Source organism: Maridesulfovibrio ferrireducens (assembly GCF_900101105.1).
Lineage (GTDB): Bacteria > Desulfobacterota > Desulfovibrionia > Desulfovibrionales > Desulfovibrionaceae > Maridesulfovibrio > Maridesulfovibrio ferrireducens.
The window spans coordinates 275,450-295,625 of sequence record NZ_FNGA01000002.1 but is presented as its reverse complement, the minus strand read 5'-3'; the positions used below and the strand labels follow the sequence as shown (position 1 = coordinate 295,625).

At 41.0% G+C, this 20,176-nt stretch carries 15 protein-coding genes; 14 read left to right on the top strand and 1 reads right to left on the bottom strand.

Annotated elements, in window-relative coordinates; all coding sequences use genetic code 11:
* Window positions 1-696 precede the first annotated feature (696 nt).
* The 14 genes from BLT41_RS06125 (at window position 697) to BLT41_RS06060 (ending at window position 18,861) form a co-directional block, all read left to right on the top strand.
* Entirely contained in the window at window positions 697-2,148 is a 1,452-nt protein-coding gene (locus BLT41_RS06125) for a mannose-1-phosphate guanylyltransferase/mannose-6-phosphate isomerase (protein WP_092159342.1), read from the top strand.
* On the top strand, window positions 2,148-3,503 hold the full coding sequence (locus tag BLT41_RS06120; RefSeq protein ID WP_092159340.1) for a phosphohexomutase domain-containing protein: 1,356 nt from the start codon (window positions 2,148-2,150) through the stop codon (window positions 3,501-3,503). The genes BLT41_RS06125 and BLT41_RS06120 overlap by 1 nt, the downstream gene beginning before the upstream one ends.
* Window positions 3,504-3,729: 226 nt before the next feature.
* The gene (gmd, locus tag BLT41_RS06115) at window positions 3,730-4,821 is read left to right on the top strand and encodes a GDP-mannose 4,6-dehydratase (protein ID WP_092159338.1); all 1,092 of its coding nucleotides are present in this window, start codon (window positions 3,730-3,732) and stop codon (window positions 4,819-4,821) included.
* 2 nt (window positions 4,822-4,823) lie between these two features.
* The gene (locus BLT41_RS06110) at window positions 4,824-5,774 is read left to right on the top strand and encodes a GDP-L-fucose synthase family protein (RefSeq protein WP_092159336.1); all 951 of its coding nucleotides are present in this window, start codon (window positions 4,824-4,826) and stop codon (window positions 5,772-5,774) included.
* A gap of 90 nt (window positions 5,775-5,864) precedes the next feature.
* Window positions 5,865-8,237, top strand: a complete 2,373-nt coding sequence (locus BLT41_RS06105) for a glycosyltransferase (protein ID WP_092159334.1) — start codon at window positions 5,865-5,867, stop codon at window positions 8,235-8,237.
* Window positions 8,238-8,240: 3 nt separating this feature from the next.
* Complete coding sequence (locus BLT41_RS06100) at window positions 8,241-8,876, top strand: class I SAM-dependent methyltransferase (RefSeq protein ID WP_092159332.1); 636 nt, start codon at window positions 8,241-8,243, stop codon at window positions 8,874-8,876.
* A 207-nt stretch (window positions 8,877-9,083) separates the two neighbouring features.
* Entirely contained in the window at window positions 9,084-10,136 is a 1,053-nt protein-coding gene (gene neuB / locus BLT41_RS06095) for an N-acetylneuraminate synthase (RefSeq protein WP_092159331.1), read from the top strand.
* 51 nt (window positions 10,137-10,187) lie between these two features.
* Window positions 10,188-11,069 carry a sugar phosphate isomerase/epimerase family protein gene (locus BLT41_RS06090; protein ID WP_092159330.1) on the top strand — a complete coding sequence of 294 codons (882 nt, stop codon included), beginning with the start codon at window positions 10,188-10,190 and terminating at the stop codon, window positions 11,067-11,069.
* Between the two features lie 5 nt (window positions 11,070-11,074).
* Window positions 11,075-12,532, top strand: coding sequence for an aminotransferase class I/II-fold pyridoxal phosphate-dependent enzyme (locus BLT41_RS06085; RefSeq protein WP_092159329.1), 1,458 nt, complete (start codon window positions 11,075-11,077; stop codon window positions 12,530-12,532).
* A gap of 16 nt (window positions 12,533-12,548) precedes the next feature.
* Window positions 12,549-13,271 carry an acylneuraminate cytidylyltransferase family protein gene (locus BLT41_RS06080; RefSeq protein WP_092159328.1) on the top strand — a complete coding sequence of 241 codons (723 nt, stop codon included), beginning with the start codon at window positions 12,549-12,551 and terminating at the stop codon, window positions 13,269-13,271.
* Window positions 13,264-14,199, top strand: coding sequence for a dihydrodipicolinate synthase family protein (locus BLT41_RS06075; protein WP_092159327.1), 936 nt, complete (start codon window positions 13,264-13,266; stop codon window positions 14,197-14,199). The genes BLT41_RS06080 and BLT41_RS06075 overlap by 8 nt, the downstream gene beginning before the upstream one ends.
* Complete coding sequence (locus BLT41_RS06070; protein ID WP_170830315.1) at window positions 14,189-15,226, top strand: N-acetylneuraminate synthase family protein; 1,038 nt, start codon at window positions 14,189-14,191, stop codon at window positions 15,224-15,226. Before BLT41_RS06075 ends, BLT41_RS06070 begins: the two co-directional genes overlap by 11 nt.
* Before the next feature lie 26 nt (window positions 15,227-15,252).
* Window positions 15,253-16,728, top strand: a complete 1,476-nt coding sequence (locus BLT41_RS06065) for a hypothetical protein (RefSeq protein ID WP_092159325.1) — start codon at window positions 15,253-15,255, stop codon at window positions 16,726-16,728.
* A 117-nt stretch (window positions 16,729-16,845) separates the two neighbouring features.
* Window positions 16,846-18,861 carry a glycosyltransferase family 2 protein gene (locus BLT41_RS06060; RefSeq protein ID WP_092159324.1) on the top strand — a complete coding sequence of 672 codons (2,016 nt, stop codon included), beginning with the start codon at window positions 16,846-16,848 and terminating at the stop codon, window positions 18,859-18,861.
* A gap of 120 nt (window positions 18,862-18,981) precedes the next feature.
* Here BLT41_RS06060 and BLT41_RS06055 read toward each other — a convergent pair whose 3' ends face one another.
* Entirely contained in the window at window positions 18,982-20,166 is a 1,185-nt protein-coding gene (locus BLT41_RS06055) for an NAD-dependent epimerase/dehydratase family protein (protein WP_092159323.1), read from the bottom strand.
* Window positions 20,167-20,176: the final 10 nt, after the last annotated feature.

The following is a 20,176-nucleotide window of genomic DNA, read 5'->3' as shown; positions in this document are numbered from 1 at the left end:
TAAAAGAACATGTTTTTCGTTAATCGTTCCACAGTGGAAATTCTTTTCAGGCAAAAAGGAATCAACGCGATTTCATAGGAAAATTTATCGCCTTTAGTTCTGTATGCAAATATTGGTCCAATGTCTTTTTAATCTTGTGAGTGGGGGAGTGAAGGTGGTTTGAGTAGAGATTTTAGAAAAAATTTTTCCAATAAATTTTAAAATTGCTCAAAATTTCGTACGTGTTCAATTCGCTGCAGCATCCAATAAATGAACGTATAGTATGATCTTCTTCTATTTATTTAGTCTGAGAACGGTGCGTGAGCACGATTTTTATAAAAAAAATTAGTGTATTAAAAACCTCGATATTCAAGTAAATTGCTCTAAGAATGATAAGTGGGTGTTGCTATATTTGGATGGTTTTAGTTCTTTAAGTACGGGATTTAATCTGTATTCAAATCTACAAAAAATCTGTTTATTGATTTTTTAATGGAAGTTTTCTGGATGAGTGTTTGAAGTTCAATTGGTTTTGATCTATTGCAAAGATTCGGGACATAATTAAAATATGGTGCAAAGGATCTAAAGATTAAAGTGAATCCTAGTTGCATTACTTTTGGGGATACCGAACTTCAAGTGATTTTGTTTTTGCCTAATTTGCTAAGCACAAAATTGACCTGCTGGCATTAATGCCGGGAAACATTTTTAAGGAGAAGATAAATGATTCCAGTTATTTTGGCAGGAGGAACAGGATCACGTCTCTGGCCCCTTTCCAGAAAGGATTTTCCTAAGCAGCTGATGCCTGTTTTAGGTGGACGTTTATCTTTGCTGCAGGCAACTGTTGATCGGGTTATGAAGATTCCCGGTGTTGAAAATCCAATTATTGTAACAAATGAAAAATATAGATTTATTATAGCCTCACAGCTTCAGGAACTAGGGTATGATCCCGGGCGGATAGTGCTGGAACCAATGGGCAAAAATACTGCCCCTGCAGTGGCAGTAAGCGCGGTATTAGCTCTTCAAAATTCAGACGACGCAGATCTGCTGATTCTCCCTGCAGATCATTATATAGAGGACGTCGATGCTTTCCTCGAGTCTATTTCTAGTGCTCGGGAGTTCATAGGGGATTCTGGTCTGGTTGCTTTTGGAGTTGTGCCTGATAAGCCGGAGACCGGATATGGCTATATAAAGCGTAACAATGATACCGCAGTGGGTAAATCCGTTGCAGGATTTATTATCGACCATTTTGTTGAAAAGCCTGACCTTGCCCGGGCAACCGAATATGTCTCTTCCGGTTCCTATTACTGGAATAGTGGAATGTTCATGTTCAACGCTAAGGTTTTTTTGCAGGAGCTGGGTAAATTTGAACCGGAAATGGTCGCTTGCTGCAGACAGGCCGTTGAAAAGGCGAAAGATGATCTGGATTTTCTAAGACTGGATCATGATGCTTTCAGCAGATGCCGTGAAGATTCTATTGATTATGCCCTGATGGAAAAAACATCCAAAGGAATAGTTGTCCCTCTTGAATGCGGCTGGAGCGATGTGGGGTGTTGGTCCTCGCTGTACGAAATAAAGTCGAGAGATGAGAACGGAAATGTGAGTATCGGGGATGTCGTTTTGGAGGGAGCTACGGATTGCTATGTGCATTCGTCAAGTCGCCTTGTTGCCGGGCTGGGAATTGATAATCTTGCTATAGTCGAGTCTCAGGACGCTGTGCTCGTTTCAAGACTTGATCAGGTTCAGGACGTTAAGAAGATTGTTTGCTTTTTAAAAGGCTCGGGGCGCAAAGAGTATGAGTCCCATTGTAAAGTTTTCAGGCCGTGGGGTAATTATGAAAGCATTGATACTGGTGACAGGTATCAAGTTAAAAGGATTATTGTTTATCCCGGCCAGACATTGTCCCTGCAAAAGCATTATCACCGGGCGGAACATTGGATTGTTGTCAAAGGGACAGCAATTGTGACCAGAGGTGATTCGGAAATGTTTTTAACTGAGGATCAGTCAACCTACATCCCCTTGTGTGCTGTTCACCGGTTAAGTAATCCTGGAAAAGTAGACCTTGAGCTGATTGAAGTCCAGACCGGAAGTTATCTTGGAGAGGATGATATTTTAAGACTTGATGATATTTACGGACGGTCCGGGGAAGAAATCCCGCCACAGGGAGAAAAGTAGTGCAGGATCTCTCTCTTTCTTGTTTTAAAGCTTATGACCTTCGGGGCAAAGTCCCTAAAGAACTGAACCCTGATCTGGCTTTTAAGATTGGTCTTGCCTATGCTACAGTCTTTAATCCTCGGACTGTAGCAGTCGGATATGATGTCCGTCTCTCTAGTCCTTCACTGAGGTCTGCTCTGATCGAAGGTCTCAACAGGGGAGGGGCAGACGTAAAGGACATAGGTCTTTGCGGCACAGAAGAAATATATCATGCTGTGTTCAACCTTGGACTGGACGGCGGCATCATGATTACCGCCAGCCATAACCCCAAGGGGTATAACGGCATGAAGTTCGTCCGCCAGAAAGCCATTCCTGTTAGCGGAGATTCTGGGCTGAATAAAATTAAAGAGCTGATACTCAAAGATTCATTTCATCCAGCCTCCTCATCTGGACTCGTTGAACATATTGACAATACTTCCCAATATATTGCGCATCTTCTCAGTTATGTTTCACTGGAAAATCTTCACCCACTCAAGATTGTGGTTGACCCTGGCAATGGTGGTGCTGGGAAAATTGTTGATTTTTTGGAGGAACATCTTCCTTTTAATTTTGTGAAGATAAATTATGAACCGGACGGAGATTTCCCCAATGGAGTGCCTAATCCTCTCCTTTTTGAAAATAGGGCAAAGACTTCTCAGGCTGTAGTGCGGCACAAGGCAGATATGGGAATTGCATGGGACGGAGATTTTGACAGGTGTTTCTTTTTTGATGAAAACGGGGAATATATTGAAGGTTATTATCTGGTCGGTCTGCTTGCAAAAATGTTATTGGAAAAGTACCCGGGAGAAAAAATATTACATGACCCTAGGTTGACGTGGAATACCCGTGAAATTGTTTTGCAGCATGGAGGTGTTCCGCTTGAAACTAAGACCGGACATGCCTTTATAAAAGAGAGAATGAGGGCTGAAAACGCTGTTTATGGTGGAGAAATGAGTTCTCATCATTATTTCCGTGGTTTTTCATATTGTGATTCCGGTATGATTCCGTGGCTTTTAGTTGCCGAGTTGCTTTCTGTTTCAGGTAAAAAAATTTCAGAGTTCATAGCTGATGCAAAGGAATCCTACCCTTCAAGCGGAGAGATTAACCGTAGGGTGGAGGATAGCGAAAAGTGCTTTAAGCAAGTCCGCGAAGAATTTCAAAGTAAAGCTCTTGCCGTTACTGAAATTGATGGTATGAGTTTTGAATTTGCGGATTGGAGGTTTAACCTGCGGACATCAAACACGGAACCTGTTATCAGGCTAAATGTTGAATCCCGAGGGAATACCATGCTTATGGAACGCATGACGGAAAAGATTTTAAATTTGATAGATAGTTGAGCGGTGAACTACTGTTAATGCTTGTTTTGCACGGAAATTGTATTGTAGTCATTTATAATGTTTTATATTCGTATAGACATAGGGTAGATGATTATAATTGTTGAATAAATTTTTGTCAGTTTTTTGGCTCTGAAAGAGCTGCTGTGGGCATTGTTGTAGATTTGTATTTATTTAGATGTGCATGGTAAAATATTTGTTGATATAAGAACATAAATTTGAGGATGTTATGGCTAAGAAAAAAGCTCTTATAACCGGAGTGACTGGGCAGGATGGGGCATATTTAGCCCGTTTTTTACTCGATAAGGGGTATGAGGTGCATGGCATTAAACGTCGAGCCTCATCATTTAATACTCAGCGGATAGATGATCTTTACCAAGATCCCCATGAAAAGGGTCGTCGTTTTTTTCTGCATTATGGAGATCTTTCTGATTCTTCCAATCTTATCCGTATAATTCAAGAAGTACAGCCTGATGAGGTGTATAACCTTGCTGCGCAAAGTCACGTTGCCGTGTCTTTTGAGAGCCCAGAATATACTGCAGATGTAACCGGACTTGGTACGTTGCGGCTTCTTGAGGCTATTCGTATTTTAGGGTTGCAGGAAAAAACTAGATTTTATCAAGCATCCACATCAGAACTTTTTGGTCTCGTTCAGGAGACGCCTCAGAAGGAGACAACTCCTTTTTATCCACGATCACCATATGCTGTTGCAAAACTTTACGGCTACTGGATATGTGTCAACTACCGAGAAGCGTATAATATGTACGCGTGCAACGGGATTCTTTTCAATCACGAGTCTCCCGTGCGCGGAGAAACCTTTGTTACTCGCAAAATTACAAGAGCTTTAGCCCGGATTAAACTTGGTATGCAGGATTGCCTGTATCTTGGTAATATGAATGCCATGCGTGACTGGGGCCATGCAAAGGATTTTGTGCGTATGCAGTGGTTAATGCTTCAACAGGATTCTCCTCAGGATTACGTCATTGCAACAGGTGAGCAACACTCTGTACGTGATTTTGTTGATGCTGCCGCAAATGAAGTAGGGATTGAGGTGGAGTGGCGTGGTACTGGTGAACAGGAAGAGGGGATAAATAAAGAAACAGGTAAATGCATTGTTGCCATTGATCCTCGTTATTATAGGCCTACTGAAGTCACAACTCTTTTGGGTGATCCGGCTAAGGCCAAAAGTGAGTTGGGTTGGGAACCGGAAGTCTCCTTCAAGGAACTTGTTCGGGAAATGGTCCAGAAGGATTTGATTGAAGCTAAACGAGAAAGGTTGTGTGTGCAGCATGGATTTGAATTGTTTCAGCCGCAGGAATAGTCATGAAGCTTAATACAGACGATTTGGTTTATGTTGCCGGACATAGGGGACTTGTGGGGGCAGCCATTCTTCGTCGATTGGTTAAAGAGAGAATTTGTCGCGTACTGTTTAAAACTAGCTCTGAACTTGATTTGCGGAATCAGCATGCTGTAGATAATTTTTTTGCTAATAATAAACCTGCATATGTTTTTTTGTGTGCGGCCCGCGTGGGGGGCATACAGGCGAATAGTTCATACCCTGCAGATTTTATTCGTGATAACCTGCAAATTCAGACGAATGTAATTGATGCCGCATACAGAAATGGTGTGCGCAAGCTTGTTTTTCTCGGTTCATCATGTATTTACCCTAAATTAGCTCAACAACCTATTCAAGAGTCAAGTTTATTGACAGGGCCTCTAGAGCCTACAAATGAGTTTTATGCTATTGCCAAAATCGCCGGCCTTAAAATGTGTGTTGCCTATCGACGGCAGTATGGCTTTGACGCAATAAGTGTTATGCCCACCAATATTTATGGTCCGGGTGATCATTATGATCTTGAGACTTCCCATGTGATCCCTGCCTTATTGCGCAAATTTCATGAAGCGAAAATAGCTGATAATCCTACTGTAACTGTCTGGGGAACAGGTAGTCCTAGACGGGAATTCATGCATGTTGATGACCTCGCGGATGCATGTGTGCATCTGCTGATTAATTACAGTGATGAGCAGACTATAAATATAGGTGTGGGTAAAGATATAAGTATTTCAGATCTGGCCCTGCTTATCCAACAGATTGTCGGCTATGACGGAGATATTCTCTTCGATACAAATAAACCGGATGGTACTCCCCAGAAGCTCCTCAATGTTTCTAGATTGCATGAAACAGGATGGAAGGCAAAAATTTCTCTGGAGCAAGGTTTACGTGAAGCTTATGAATATTTTGTGTCTTTTTATAATAAAGAGTCCTTTAAATAATGGGGGCGGAAAGAATTGGCGTATTTGAATAGTTATATTTTTTGATAAAGCAATATGCTTTTTTGAAATTAAAAATACAGGAGTTAGAGCATGGGAGCCCATCTCAAAAGCCCCCTTCCTAAAATCAGTTTTGGGGTCATCGTTTTAAACGGTGAGCCTTTTAACCGCTATTGTTTGAAGTCGCTATATCCATATGCGCATGAAATAATAGTTGTGGAGGGGGCTGTTAAAGGGGCAGAAGCTGTTTCTTCCCCAGACGGTCATTCTACTGATGGAACACTTGAGATTATAAAGCGTTTTAAAGAAGAGGAAGACCCTGAAAATAAAATTATCCTGATTACAAGGGATGGGTTTTGGGAAGAAAAAGATCAAATGTCAGAGGCCTATGCAGAGGCTGTCTCTGGTGACTGGCTTTGGCAAGTTGATATCGATGAGTTTTATAAAGAAGAAGATATGAACTTTATTTGTAATCTTATGGATGAACGCCCTGAAATAACAGAAATTTCTTTTGAACAAAAAACTTTTTGGGGATCTCCTGATTATATCTGTGATTCTTCATATTTGCAGCAGGGAGCAAGCCTGTATCATCGTATTTTTAAATGGGCACCAGAGTACAAGTATAAAACCCATAGACCTCCCACTGTGATAGATCCAGCTGGCGTTAGTTTGTGTGAAATAAATCCACTCTCAGGTGTGGATTTAGCTGCAGTTGGCGTTTATATGTATCATTATTCTCTCCTTTTTCCAAAACAGGTCCGCGAAAAAGTGGCTTACTATTCTACATGGAATGGAAAGGCTCAGCGCAAAATGCCCAAATGGATGGACGATGATTATTTTGGGATGAATAATCCTTTTCATCTTCATAATGTTACATCTCACCCGGGGTGGCTTGAAAGATATACCGGACCTCATCCAAAGCAAGTTGTTGAAATGTGGAATGAAGTGAAGACGGGAAAGAAGTCTGTAGAAATTAGACCCATGGATGACGTTGAAGAATTTATAGACTCTAATTCTTATCGTCAGGGAATACTTGATATACGCGCAGAACTGCGAAGAAGAGATCATCCTGATATTAAGATGGATGACCCCGTATTACGTTCTGTTATAAATAAAGAAGATAGCCCTTACGGGTATAAAATAATACAGATCAGTACCAATGAAAGCCGTGGAGGAGCGGCGCAGGTACATAATAGTATTTGTGAGTTATTCTCCGGTAGAGATGATGGAAAGTTTGGTGTTTCCAGCTTCGTTAAAGACACAGATAATAATGCCCCGTGGTGTAAGCCTCTTTATTTGGAGTCAATTGAAAAGCAGGTTTCTACAGTTGCCACTCCTCTGATGGATTATGATATTGCTTCAAGTTTTTACCTTTTACAAAAGCCTGAATTTTTAAAGAGTGATCTGGTGCACATGCACAACATTCATGGGTATTACTTTAACCCGCTAACATTGCCATTGGTTAGTTTGTTGAAGCCAACAGTCTGGACCTTGCATGATATGAATCCATTTACCGGTCATTGTGGTAATTCTTTGGAATGTGAAGGATGGCGTAATGGTTGTAAATCATGTGCTCATCTTGATTACTACCCACAGTTGAAAAAAGATGTAGCGGGAGATCTCTTTCGTGACAAACGGATTATTTCGTCTGTTATTGATACTACGCTGGTCTGTCCTTCACAATGGTTGGTTGATCTTGTTAAGCAGACTTTTTTATCTAAGCTTGATTGTAAAATGATTCCGAATGGTATTGATACTAATATTTTTAAGCCATATCTGAAAGATGAGGCTCGAAAAATTCTGGGCATTCCTAAGGATGCTTTTGTGCTGGTTATTACAGCCAAAGGCGGAATGCAAAGTAAAGGCGGTGAGTTTCTTGAGAGGGCAGGTAAGGAGTTACAGCAGCGTAATTCTAAACTCGTCTTGTTGAATATCGGTGGAACATATCATTCAGATTCTGTTAATATCATTAATTTCCCTTATATAGCTGACAGAAATGTACTGGCTTTGGCATATAGTTCGGGAGATGTATTTGCTTATCCTTCCCTTGGAGATAATCATCCGCTTTGTGTTATGGAGGCGATGGCTTGTGGTTTGCCCGTCGTTACCTTCCGCACTGGCGGAATTCCTGAACAGGTTGTCGAGGGGGAAACCGGATTAATTGCCGATTATATGAATCAGGAACAATTTACTCAAAGCCTTGGTATGTTGATGGATCGTCCTTCACTTTGCAAAGCAATGAGTATGAAAGCTGCTCAACATGGCAGGTCTTTCAAAGTTGAAAAAATGGTGGATAGTTATGCCCGCCTGTATGAAGAAGTTTTGGAACGCAGATCAAGAAACGGTGCCCCTGATGTGGGTAAGGTTTCTCGTGCTCTTGAATATTTACAGTCTCGTTTGGCTCAGGTTGGCAATACTGCCGGAGTCGAGGTATATAAAATGATGTTTGAAGATAGGGTGGTATAAATTATGAGCCATTATGATGAAAATTATTTTAATTGGCAGAAAAATATTGGGGCTTTTGGAGGCATGGCTAATCTCTTTAAGTTTCAAGGATTGTATAAAGAATCGGACTCGGTTGTTGATTTTGGGTGTGGCGGCGGATTTTTGCTTGCTAATATGAATGTTAAAGAAAAGATGGGAGTCGAGTTGAACGAGACAGCTAGACGCGCCGCAATGGAGCATGGTGTTAACTGTGTTGCTGATGTTTCAGAAATTCCAGATGACTGGGCTGACTGCATTGTTTCCAATCATGCCTTAGAGCACGTTTATTGTCCGTTGGATGTCCTTTCAAAATTGCGTCTCAAGCTTAAAGATAACGGAATAGCTGTTTTTGTCGTTCCACATCAGTCCATTGATGAGGAGTTTAAGCAGGGAGACAGGAATAATCATTTGTATACATGGAATCAGCTGACTCTGGGTAATTTATTTGCTGAGGCTGGATATAATGTAAAAAGTGTGCAGGCTATTCAGCATCAATGGCCACCGAATTATACGGAAATTTGGAAAGAGCATGGCCCTGAAATTTTTCATGCGCTGAGTGAAAGAGTTGCGCGTAAAAATAATAATTATCAGATTCGGGTGATTGCTGGTAAAAAACGTTAGTGTTTTCAATTTATGCAGATCAGCTTTGAGCATACATTGTGTCTATATTGAAGGATGTGATCTGGCGTTTGTGAAAGGTTAAAAAAAAGAGTGAGCGTAATTGAAATTATCTATAAGAAATTTATACTGAATTGTTTTGTTGTTTCATTGCTTACGAAGTAAGTATATTTTTTGTATTTAGATTGGTAAAATAAACTTGGAAAACCTATGCACCCCAGACTGAATATTGACGGTATAAAGATCGGTATCGATTGCCCTGTTTTCATTATTGCTGAGGCTGGGGTCAATCATAATGGTGATTTGGAACTCGCAAAGCAATTGATTTCTAAAGCTAAAGAGTGCGGAGCTGATTGCATCAAATTTCAGACTTTCAGAGCAGATAAGATTGTAATTCCGGATGCTCCTAAAGCAAAATACCAGCAAGTTAACACGGGCGTAGTAGAATCTCAGTTTGATATGCTCAAAAAACTTGAAATGCCGTCTTCGTGGTATCCTGTGCTTGTTGAAGAGTGCCGTCGGGCTGGGTTGGTTTTTTTATCCACTCCCTACGATTTGTCAGATATTGAATTTTTGGAGAGGTTTGATGTCCCTGCATATAAAGTAGCTTCTGCTTTGGCTGTGGAACCATTTTTTTTAGAAAAGCTTGCCAAAACAGGTAAGCCTATATTGCTGTCTACAGGTATGTGCTCGCTTGCAGAGGTGGAAGAAGCTGTGCAAACTCTGCGTAATGCTGGTAATGATCAGATTGTCGTGCTCCAGTGTACAACGAACTATCCCTCCCGTAATGAAGATTGTAATTTGCGTGCAATGCAGCGTATGGGCCAAGGGTTGGATGTTTTGGTTGGGTATTCTGACCACACACAAGGATGCATTGCCGCAACTCTGTCTGTGGGATTGGGGGCATGTGTGGTGGAACGTCATTTCTCTCTCGACAAGAGGTTACCGGGCCCAGATCATTCTAGTTCTTCTGACCCGGAAGAGTTAGCTTTGCTGGTAAATATGATAAGGGAAGCTGAAAAAGTTCTTGGTAGTGGACATAAAAGTCCATGCAAAGCAGAACTCGATAACCGGGAAGCTATGAGGAGGAGCATCGTTGCTGCTTGTGATATAGAATCGGGGACAGTTCTGGATGAAAAACATATTGCTTTTAAGCGTCCTGCGTTAGGGATAAGTCCGAAACATTTTCCGCACATACTTGGCCGGAAAGCCACTTCCGATATTCATGAGGATTCTTTTATTTATTTCCGATTTCTTGTATAGTTATATTATATAGTGAGGCAGAAAATATGTATACAGGAGGCTTCATGTTTTATGTCTAAAGCTATAGATAGGCTTTTCCTTTCGAGCAGTTGCTTCAACGATAAAACGGTTTTTCAGATGATGGATATTGTCTCTTCATTTGGAATGGCTGGCTTGGAGTTGGGTTCTTTTAGCGGACGGGTTCCTCCCTGTGATGAAATACTGCAGGCTTCTAGGGAAAAAGGCGTTCGCTTGCTGGTTCATAATTATTTCCCTCCCGCATTTTCTCCATTTGTTATGAATCTTGGGGCTGAAGATAAAGCTGTGCGTGAAAAAAGTTTGTTGCTGGCAGAGAAAGCCATTTTGTTTTGTGAGCTTGCCGGGATTCCTTTTTACAGTGTTCATGCTGGTTTTTCCTGCCATGCTGAGCCAGAAGATTTAGGTTGTCCTTTGACTTCTCTGCCGCGTTTTTCAAAAGATCAAGCCGTTGATAATTTCATTCTCAGTATCCGTAGATTATGTTCTTTCGCCGTAGCTCGTGGAGTGTCGATTGCTGTCGAAAACCACGTTGTTGCACAATTTAACCTTGTCGACGGGTATAATGTTTTGTTACCGGGGGCCACCCCCGAAGAACTTCTTTATATTTTAAATGAATCCCGGGCAGAAAACATTGGTTTATTGGTAGATTTTGGGCACTTGAAGGTTACTTCGAATACTTTAGGGTTTGATGCCTGTGTGGCATTAAAAAAACTTCTTCCTTATACTTTCGGTGTGCATATCCATGACAATGATGGTTGCAGCGATATACATCTTCCTATCCATGAAAAAGCTTGGTTTATGGATTTGCTTAGAGATAGTAGTTATTCTAATTTTTTGCTGGTTCTGGAAATGCCGGGTTTGTCCTTAGACTCTCTCGATAAACAGATCGCCCTGTTCAATAAGGATGGACGGTAATTTTTATGACAAAAATAAATAAAAGTCTTTGCCCTCTAGAATCAACTTTGCGTCAAGTTATGGAGCACCTTAACAAGGGTACTAATGGAATGGCCTTGTTTGAAGATAGTGCAGGAGTCCTTAAAGGACTAATGACTGATGGCGATATTAGGCGTGCAATTTTAAGTGGAGCAAGCTTGGATGATCTTGCTGTAGATTATTTAAATAGGGATTTTGTTCACTCCATGGCGGGGCGTCCTCAAAGTGAGTATAGGAAAATGCTGAGTAGTAAAATTCAGCATCTTCCTATTGTTGATGAAGAAGGGCGGCTTATCGATATTTTTTCATTTAAAAAGGAAGCATTGTTACCCGTAGCCTCTCCTTCCCTTTCCGGAAATGAATTGAAATATGTTACCGATTGCATTGTTTCAAACTGGATTTCATCTCAAGGCGAATATGTTAAGAAATTTGAAAAGAGTTTTAGTGATTTTCATGGAGGTTGCTTTGCTTTAACAACAAGTAGCGGAACGACAGCCTTGCATCTTGCTCTTATTGCATGTGGTATCGGTCCGGGGGATGAGGTAATTGTGCCTGACAGTACCTTTGCCGCAAGTGCTAATGTAGTCGTTCATACCGGGGCTTGTCCTGTTTTTGTAGATGTTTCTCCTGATCACTGGACAATCGAGCCAAGTCTTATCCGTAAGGCACTTACTCCAAGAACAAAAGCCATTTTACCTGTGCATCTTTATGGACATCCTGCCTGTATGGATGAAATCATGAATATTGCCGCTGAGTATAAACTTTATGTTATCGAAGATTGTGCGGAATCTCTCGGTGCGCGGATAAATGGTAGATTGACTGGAACTATGGGGACAGTAGGGTGTTATAGTTTTTTCTCTAATAAGGTTATCACAACCGGAGAAGGAGGAATGGTAGTAACTTCAGATGAAGCTCTATATCACAAAATGCAGCAGCTCAGGGATCATGGTTTGTCAAAAACTAGACGTTACTGGCATGATTATGCAGGGTTTAATTATCGATTAACAAATCTTCAGGCTGCCGTGGGCCTTGCTCAGATGGAACAGATTGAATTTTTCTTAAGTTCCCGCAAAGAAGTTGTCAGAGAATATCAGAAAGGTTTAACAGGTATTCCTGGATTAGTTCTTCCTGAAGAGCAGTCTGGAATTGAAAGTATTTTTTGGCTTTACACTGTCCTTGTAGACAAAGATGAATTCGGACTCGATCGAGATTCTTTGATATCCCGTTTAAATGAGGTTGGTATTGATTCCCGTCCGTTTTTCCCCGCGCTACATAGTCAGCCTGCTTATAAGAGATGTCATGTGTCGGGCTGCTTTCCTGTGGCTCAGAAATTGCAAGAAGTTGGTATCAGCCTACCTACAGGGAACACCTTGCCGCTTGAAGAGGTTAGGAAGGTCTGCAAATGTATCAAGGCGTTTAGTAAAGGCGGCAAGGGTATAAAGTAGTTAACGGGGAAATTGGATGAAAAAAAGAAAAGTTTGTTTGATACCTGCCAGGGGGGGGTCAAAACGTCTTCCCCGAAAGAATGTCAGAAGACTTGCTGGCCATCCTCTTGTTGCACATACAATTATGGCTGCTGTTAATTCTGGATGTTTTGATGATGTGATTGTGTCCTCAGATGATCTGGAAATTCTTGATATTGCCGTTAGATATTCGGCCTCAGTTGATGCTCGTCCCAAGAATCTTGCCGGGGATACAATTAAAGCTACAGAAGTTGTTAATGAGTTTCTTATGCGCCCGGAAAACAAAGCAAAATGGGATGTAGTCTGTATGTGTCTCCCGACTTGCCCTTTGCGGACTCCGCAACATTTGCAAGATGCTATGGATATTTTTGACAAAAATTATCATAAGACTCCGTTTTTGATCGGGGTTACGCAATATGAGTTTCCCCCGCAGCTTGCACTAGATCTTGACAGCGATGGCGTTATGTCCACTCCTGTTGAAATAGATGCTTATTTGAATACACGCAGTCAGGATATCAAACCATATTATCACCCTAACGGGGCTGTATATATTGCGACTGTTCCCGCTTATCTTGAAAGAAAGACTTTTTTCGCCCCTCAAATGCTGTCATCGATTCTTCCGCAGGAGGCTTCTTTGGATATCGATTATGAGTACCAGTTTGTTTTAATTGAAAGTTTTCTTAAACATTTTGAAAAAAAACAGGCGGTCGTAAATGGTTAATTGTAAAGAAAAAGCTGCGTCTATAAAGGGTCCCGTTTTTCCTATTCTTACTGCTTTTGACGAATCCGGTGATGTTGATTTTCTCTCGATTGAAAAATATGTGGAGTTTTTGATTTCATCAGGATGTAAAAATTTGATGGTTACAGTTGGTACAAGTCGTTTTAATCTCTTGACTGAGCAGGAAATGCTGGATGTTAATTCATGTGTTGTTCATGCCGCGGCAGGAAAAGCCTTTACTATTGTGACAACAGGCCCGTTAGGTTCTGAGCGATCTGCAATAAAATTTGCGCGTCATGCTGAAGATATAGGGGCGGATGCGATTCTTGGTGTATATCCTGAGCGATATTATGGCGATGATGCTATAGCCGGTTTTTTTGAGAATATATGTAAAAGCACTTCTGTTGGGGTTATGGTACACATGGCTCAAATGAATAGTGGTGCAGCAAGGTTTCCTGCAACGCTTCCATATAGTGTTGATTTGCTTGAAAGGCTTTGCGAGCAAGAGAATTTTGTAGGAATGAAGGAAGAAAGTAATTCACCTGCGTTGATTTATGAATATAATCGCAGGTTGAAGGATAAAATGACGATTATTGGTGGAGCTGGAGGTATGCGAGCCTATTTGACTGCATGGAATTGGGGGCAGCCTGCTTACCTTGTCGGTATCGGAAATTTTTTACCGCAAATTGAAATAGATTTTTATAAACATTTGTGCAGTGGAAATATTGAAGCGGCAAAAGAAATCGTGTTCAATTATGAAGGGCCTTTTTTTTCTGAAGCAATCAAAGCAGGATGGCATCCAGCTTTGAAAGAGGCTCTTGATTACATGGGGCTTATGTCGGCCTGTGAGCGCGAACCATTGCAAAGACTTGAAGGGGATGCCCGGGAAAGAGTTAGATCTGTTATTTCTGGAGAAGGATATGCCGTCTGAAATTGAAATTAATGGTCGCAGGGTTGGGGGTGGACATCCTGTTTATATAATTGCTGAGATGGCTTGCGCCCACCACGGCAGCTTTGAAAAGGCTATACAGCTGCTTAAGGTTGCAGTTGAAGCAGGCGTTGACGCGGTTCAGCTACAGTTCTTTTCCCGCGAACATCTGATGAGCCCTGCGCACCCTGCTTATACTCTTTTGGGGCAATTAGCCTTTACTTCTGAAGAGTGGGGTAAAATATATGATGAAGCCCGCCATTCAGGACTTGATGTTTTTGTCTGCACGTATGATGTCCCTAGTGTCGAACTGGCTTTAAGGCTGGGAGTTGACGGCATTAAGTTGAATTCATCAGATCTCTCCAATTTGGAGTTACTTAAAATTGTGGCCCGATCTGGATTGCCTTTTACTATCGGAACCGGAGCTTCTACCATTGAAGAAATTACAGAATCGGTCACTTTTGTTAAGAAGCATGGCGGAAGCAATGCAATTCTTATGCATGGTATGCAGGCCTTTCCCACTGAGATTTCTGACGCGCATATAAATAAAATAAATTTTTTTAGATCATTATTTGATCTTCCGGTAGGCTATCAGGATCATACCAATGCCGATAATCCATTCTCACAGGTTATTGATCTGCTCGCCATTGGAGCTGGGGCTTGCCTAGTTGAAAAGCATTACACGCTGGATCGATCTTTGAAGGAAACAGATTATCAGGCTGCTCTTAATCCAGATGAATTGGCTACTTACGTGAAGACTGTTAAAGCTGCATGGGAGGCAATGGGGTCACTTTCCCTGCAACCTTTGTCAAAAGCTGAGCATAATTATCGTTTGTTTCAGAAGAAGAAAATTGTCGCCTCCCATGATCTGAGTGCTGGTCATGAGTTGGTTTCGGCAGATTTTTCTTTTTTGCGCACAGGAAGCGTAAATGGCTTTTCTCCTAACCAGGCACAATCCATCGTGGGCATGCTGCTTACAAAGGAGATTAAAAAACTGGAAACTTTGCTTCCTGAAGTTCTGGAAGATTAATTTGTTTTATATTTTCAGGAAGGTGCATGGCTGTGGAAAAGTATAATATAAAGTTGGCGACACTTAAAATCGCGGCCGTTGAAAAAGCCTTTAATGTCAATAGGGTGATCTTGAACGGATTGAAAGTGTGGCCTTTAGTCAGGCTTCATTTGTACAGAATCCTTTTCTGGAATAAAAATGATTTCATTCCTCAAGAAATAGTTTGTTTTAATATACCCAACTATAGTAAAGATTTTCCAGAGTTGGCTCGAAATGTTTCTAGGACTGAGTTGTTGTGGTTTTCAGATCCTGAGTATCATAGTGATATGGTAGGCGGTAAATATTACTCTCGTTTTGAAGATCCGTTTATTGAAATGTTCGGGAAGTATGATATAAGAAAAGTTGAGTTTCAAAGTGCGCAGTCGCAGCAAAAACGTCCTCGGTTGCATGAACCCTATTATTTATGCCCAGTGATTGAGTCTGCAGCCGTTGCAGCGCAAAATATCCCTGAGATTGAAAATTTTGAAGAACTAGCTATTATTATTGAGAGCATTTGTGGTGTGAAGTTGGATACGCAGCAGATCTTTAGAAGCTCTGCTATTGTCTTTTTTTATACGGATTATTTTTTAGATTTGTTGAAGAAAGTCAGCCCGAAAGCTGTCTTTTTAGCTTGTTATTATTCCGAAGTTAAGATGGCTTTGATCAGGGCTTGTAACATGTTGGGGATTCCAACCGTTGAGTATCAACACGGAAAGCAGGGCAAATATCATTGCATGTATACCCACTGGACAACTATTCCTCAGGGGGGATACGAACTTTTACCCCGTTTTTTTTGGAATTGGGGAAAGGAGTCTGCTGATAATATATCTATCTGGTTGGATGATGACGAGGTCAATCATACGACTCTGGTTGGGGGCAATCCGTGGCTTGGGTTGTGGGTGAATAAGATGTGGCCTGAAGATTTGGAAATTGTCAGCAGTATAGAGCAAGTCATTCAAGGTAAAAAAGCAATTCTTGTCACTTTACAGCCGTTAGCTGAGATCCTTCCGGATATTTTAATTACTGCTATGCGTAAAAGCCCTGAAGATTGGGTTTGGTTTTTAAGGGTACCGCCAGCGCGTAAGTCTAGAATGGATGAAGTTTTGGCGGTCTTAAAAGCTAATGGCATTGAAAATTATGAGATTGAAATATCTAATAAGGCCAGTCTTTATAGCTTGCTGAAGAGGGTTGATCAGCACGTTACTTGTTATTCAAGTGTCTGCTATGAAGCGCTCAGTTTTGGAATTAATTCAGTACTTATTCATCCTGTGGCAAAGGACCTTTATCCAGAGTATATTGAGCAAAAAATATTTATATATGAATCTGACGGTGAAGCCCTTGTTAGGACTCTAGAAGGCAAAATAAATAGCAAATTTATACCTGAAATGAATCCATATATTGTCACAGAACTTAAGGCTGCACAAAAGAGTGTTGGGGTTATCCTTGCGCAGGACAGATTGAATAAAATAAACATAAGTGAGTAAGGTTATAATTAATATGTTGTTATTCGACTGAACCTGAATGCCTTACCCTGGGTAACTTTATGGTAATGTTTTAGATTCGTTAGACCCTTTTAACCGCACAGTCTTAGGCCTTATTTTATGTCCAAATTAAAAACTCCTCTCGTAACTGCAATTGTTTCAACTTATGCTTCAGAGTGTTTTATGGAAGGGTGTCTTGCCAACCTTGTGGGGCAAACGATCTTTGATGACATGGAAATTATTGTTATTGATGCGGCTTCTCCAGAGAATGAAGGGGATATCGTTCGCTCTTATCAGGAGCGTTATTCTAATATTCGCTACATACGCACACCTGAAAGGATTGGTCTTTATCCCGCATGGAATATTGGTATACGCGAGGCTAAGGGCAAGTATTTGACTAATGCAAATACTGACGACAGGAAGCATCCTCAGTGTATTGAAAAGCTTGTTAAAGCTCTTGAAGAAGACCATGAATTTGTTCTTGCATACAGCGATTGTGTCATTACTGACGAAGCAAATTGTGAGTTTAGTGAAGGGCGTGAAATCGGCCGTTTTGACTGGCTTGATCACGATCATTTGAACCTGATTCGAAGGTGTGAAATTGGCCCGATGCCTTTGTGGCGGGCTTCTTTGCATGAAGAAATAGGTTTGTTTGATGAGTATTTTATCGGAGCAGGAGATTACGAATTTTGGCTTAGGGCTTCGCAAAAACATCGTTTTATTCATTTGAAAGAAGATCTGGGGCTGTATTTACAGCACGATAATAATTTGGAAACGCGCAATATGCGGCGCAAGCTGAATGAAGAGTATTATATAAAATCCACTTATATAAAGTCATTTCTTAAAGATTCTTCTTCATCAAAATTGCCGGCCCTTTTAACGCTTCATACTGATGCTGTTAAGTCTTTTGTACGAAATCAGAAGTCGGTAACAGCAGAACAATTGAATTTATTTGAGTATCATTATTACGCCAGTGCTCTGCTTCTGGCCAAGGTCGGCATGGTGGATGATGCCATCAAAATGCTTGATGACTGGCTCCATTCGGTCAATGTATCGAAAAATATTGGTCATCTTCTTTATGCTCTTCTTCTCTGGCAGAATGAGGAAGTTGATACTTCAGCCAAAATGGTTAGCTTTGTTGTCAGCGACAATGCTCATCCTGAACTTCTGGCGAGGACTCTTGAAAGTATTTTTAAACAGCAACATGAAAACTGGGAGTTAATTGTTCTCTCATCTGATGAAGAGTTAGGTGGACAATTAGAAAAAACTTTTTTTGACAAGTTGTCTGCTCTTGCTAAATATCCAAATTTAAAGGGCCGAATCGAAGCTCTGCAAGATGATAAATTTCATCTACTTTCGTACGGTCACTCAGATGATAACGGTATTTCAAATACTGATGAAGCGTTGCAACAGGTCTTGAATCGTGTTTCAGGTGATTATGTCTGCACACTTTGCTCGGGGGAAGTTCTCACTCCTTCTTATATTTTAAAGGCTGTTTTGAAACTGGGACAGGACAGTGAAGCCGGGTGGGTTTCTCCAAAGGCTTTGTTTTTTGGGACGAGTGCTGCTCCTGCATGGGGAGTGCCTTTTTCATTGAAACAGTCCCTTGCTGAACCTCCTGCTCCAGGCGCAAGTCTTTTTCGGTATAATGCGTGGAAGGATTTGCAAAACTCTTCTTCTGTTTTTTCAACATTTGAAAAATGGGGACTATGGCTTGCCCTTGCTGAGCATGGGTGGAAAGGATTATCCCTTGCTGACTTTGGCGTAATAATAAATATAGTTCATATAAATGATTTATTGGCTGAGAAGCAAAGAGCACTTCATACAGTTATTACTGAACATCCGTGGTGGTATTCAGTGAAGGGAGCCGGGGAAGTTGCAGTTAAAAGTGAGGCTGTAGCTCAGTATGATAATGCCGTAGATAAAAGACAACGAGCAGAAGTTGTTAGAACTTTAATGAGTGAATCCGGCAACAACTCTTCCGTTGATTCAGGGAAATTTCGTTTGGCCTTGCACTATTGGAAAAAGAAAAAAACAGATAAAGCCCTCGAACTGCTTGAGCAAATTCTTTCTGATAATTCAGATAATTCTGAAGCCGCAGAGCTTAAAAAGATTATTATTGCAGCATCAGTGTAAACGTTATTCAACTGATATCTGATTTATATATTGAACATGAAAGAAGAACTGTTAACAGTTCGACTTTTGGAGATCTAATCTCGTTAAGGTTTGTTACTGCTGGAAAAAATAAAATTTACATTACCATTTGATGCCTTTAAATATTACATCCTTGCGGATGTTCTTTTCGAATTTGGCGACCAGTTTAAAAATTGAAGCCATCACTTCTTCAGTTAGATAATGAGGAGTAACTCCGACCTCAAGCAATCCTTGATAGATCGGGTTATAGTAGTGATCTTCTGCTTCTTTTCTTGGGTTTTCCAGCTGTTGAATGTTTACATCATAGCCAAGGTTATTCCCGACTTTTTGCACCAGAGCTGCAATTTCATTGACAGAAAACAGTTCCATGATCTGATTAAATATTTTTAGCTCTCCAGATTTTGCAGGAGAAAGAGCGGCTTTTTCAATACATTGCAGAGTGTCATTAATGTTTATGTACCCTCTGGTCTGCCCGCCTTTTCCGTAAACTGTTAAGGGATATCCGGTCACAGCCTGAACAATAAATCTGTTTATTACAGTTCCGAAAATTTCATCATAATTAAAGATCGTGCCTAGACGTTCGTCAAGGGCTGACTCTTCAGTTTCAAGCCCGTAAACAGGACCTTGCATCAAATCAGTAACTTTTAAGCCCCACGTACGTACACAGAACCACATCAAGTCTGTGTCCATGATTTTGGTCGTATGGTAGAGCGAAGAAGCTTGTCGTGGGAAAAGAAATTTATCTTTGCGGCCTTTGTGTTCTACATCAAGCCAGCCTTCTTCTATATCAATGTTTGGCGTGCCGTATTCTCCCATCGTTCCTATATGAACAACATGTGTTTTCGGACTTAAATCACGAAGTGCAAACATCAAGTTGTTTGTAACCAGAAGATTGTTGGAAAGAGTTTTGTTGGCATATTTGTAGTTCAGCAGAGAATACGGTGCTGATGGCTGCTCCGCATAATGGAAAACAGTGTCAGGGATTTCGCTGTAAGAATAATCCTCGGCCCATTGGTATTCCACTGTTCCATTGAATAGTGATCGCATGATTTCCGGACAGGTCAGATCTCCGATAACGACTTTGATTTCAAAGCCCGTTTTTTCATACCATATTTTTGCTCGCTCCTGTAAGGTCGGGAGAGAATACAACATGCCTACATCGAGTTCTGTGCAGGCGTTGCGGCGCATATAGTTATCAACAACGGTTACCTGATGTCCGCGTTTAGACAGATACATTGCGGTCGGCCAGCCTAGGTATCCGTCTCCTCCGAGGATTAATGCGTTCATGCTATGTTTC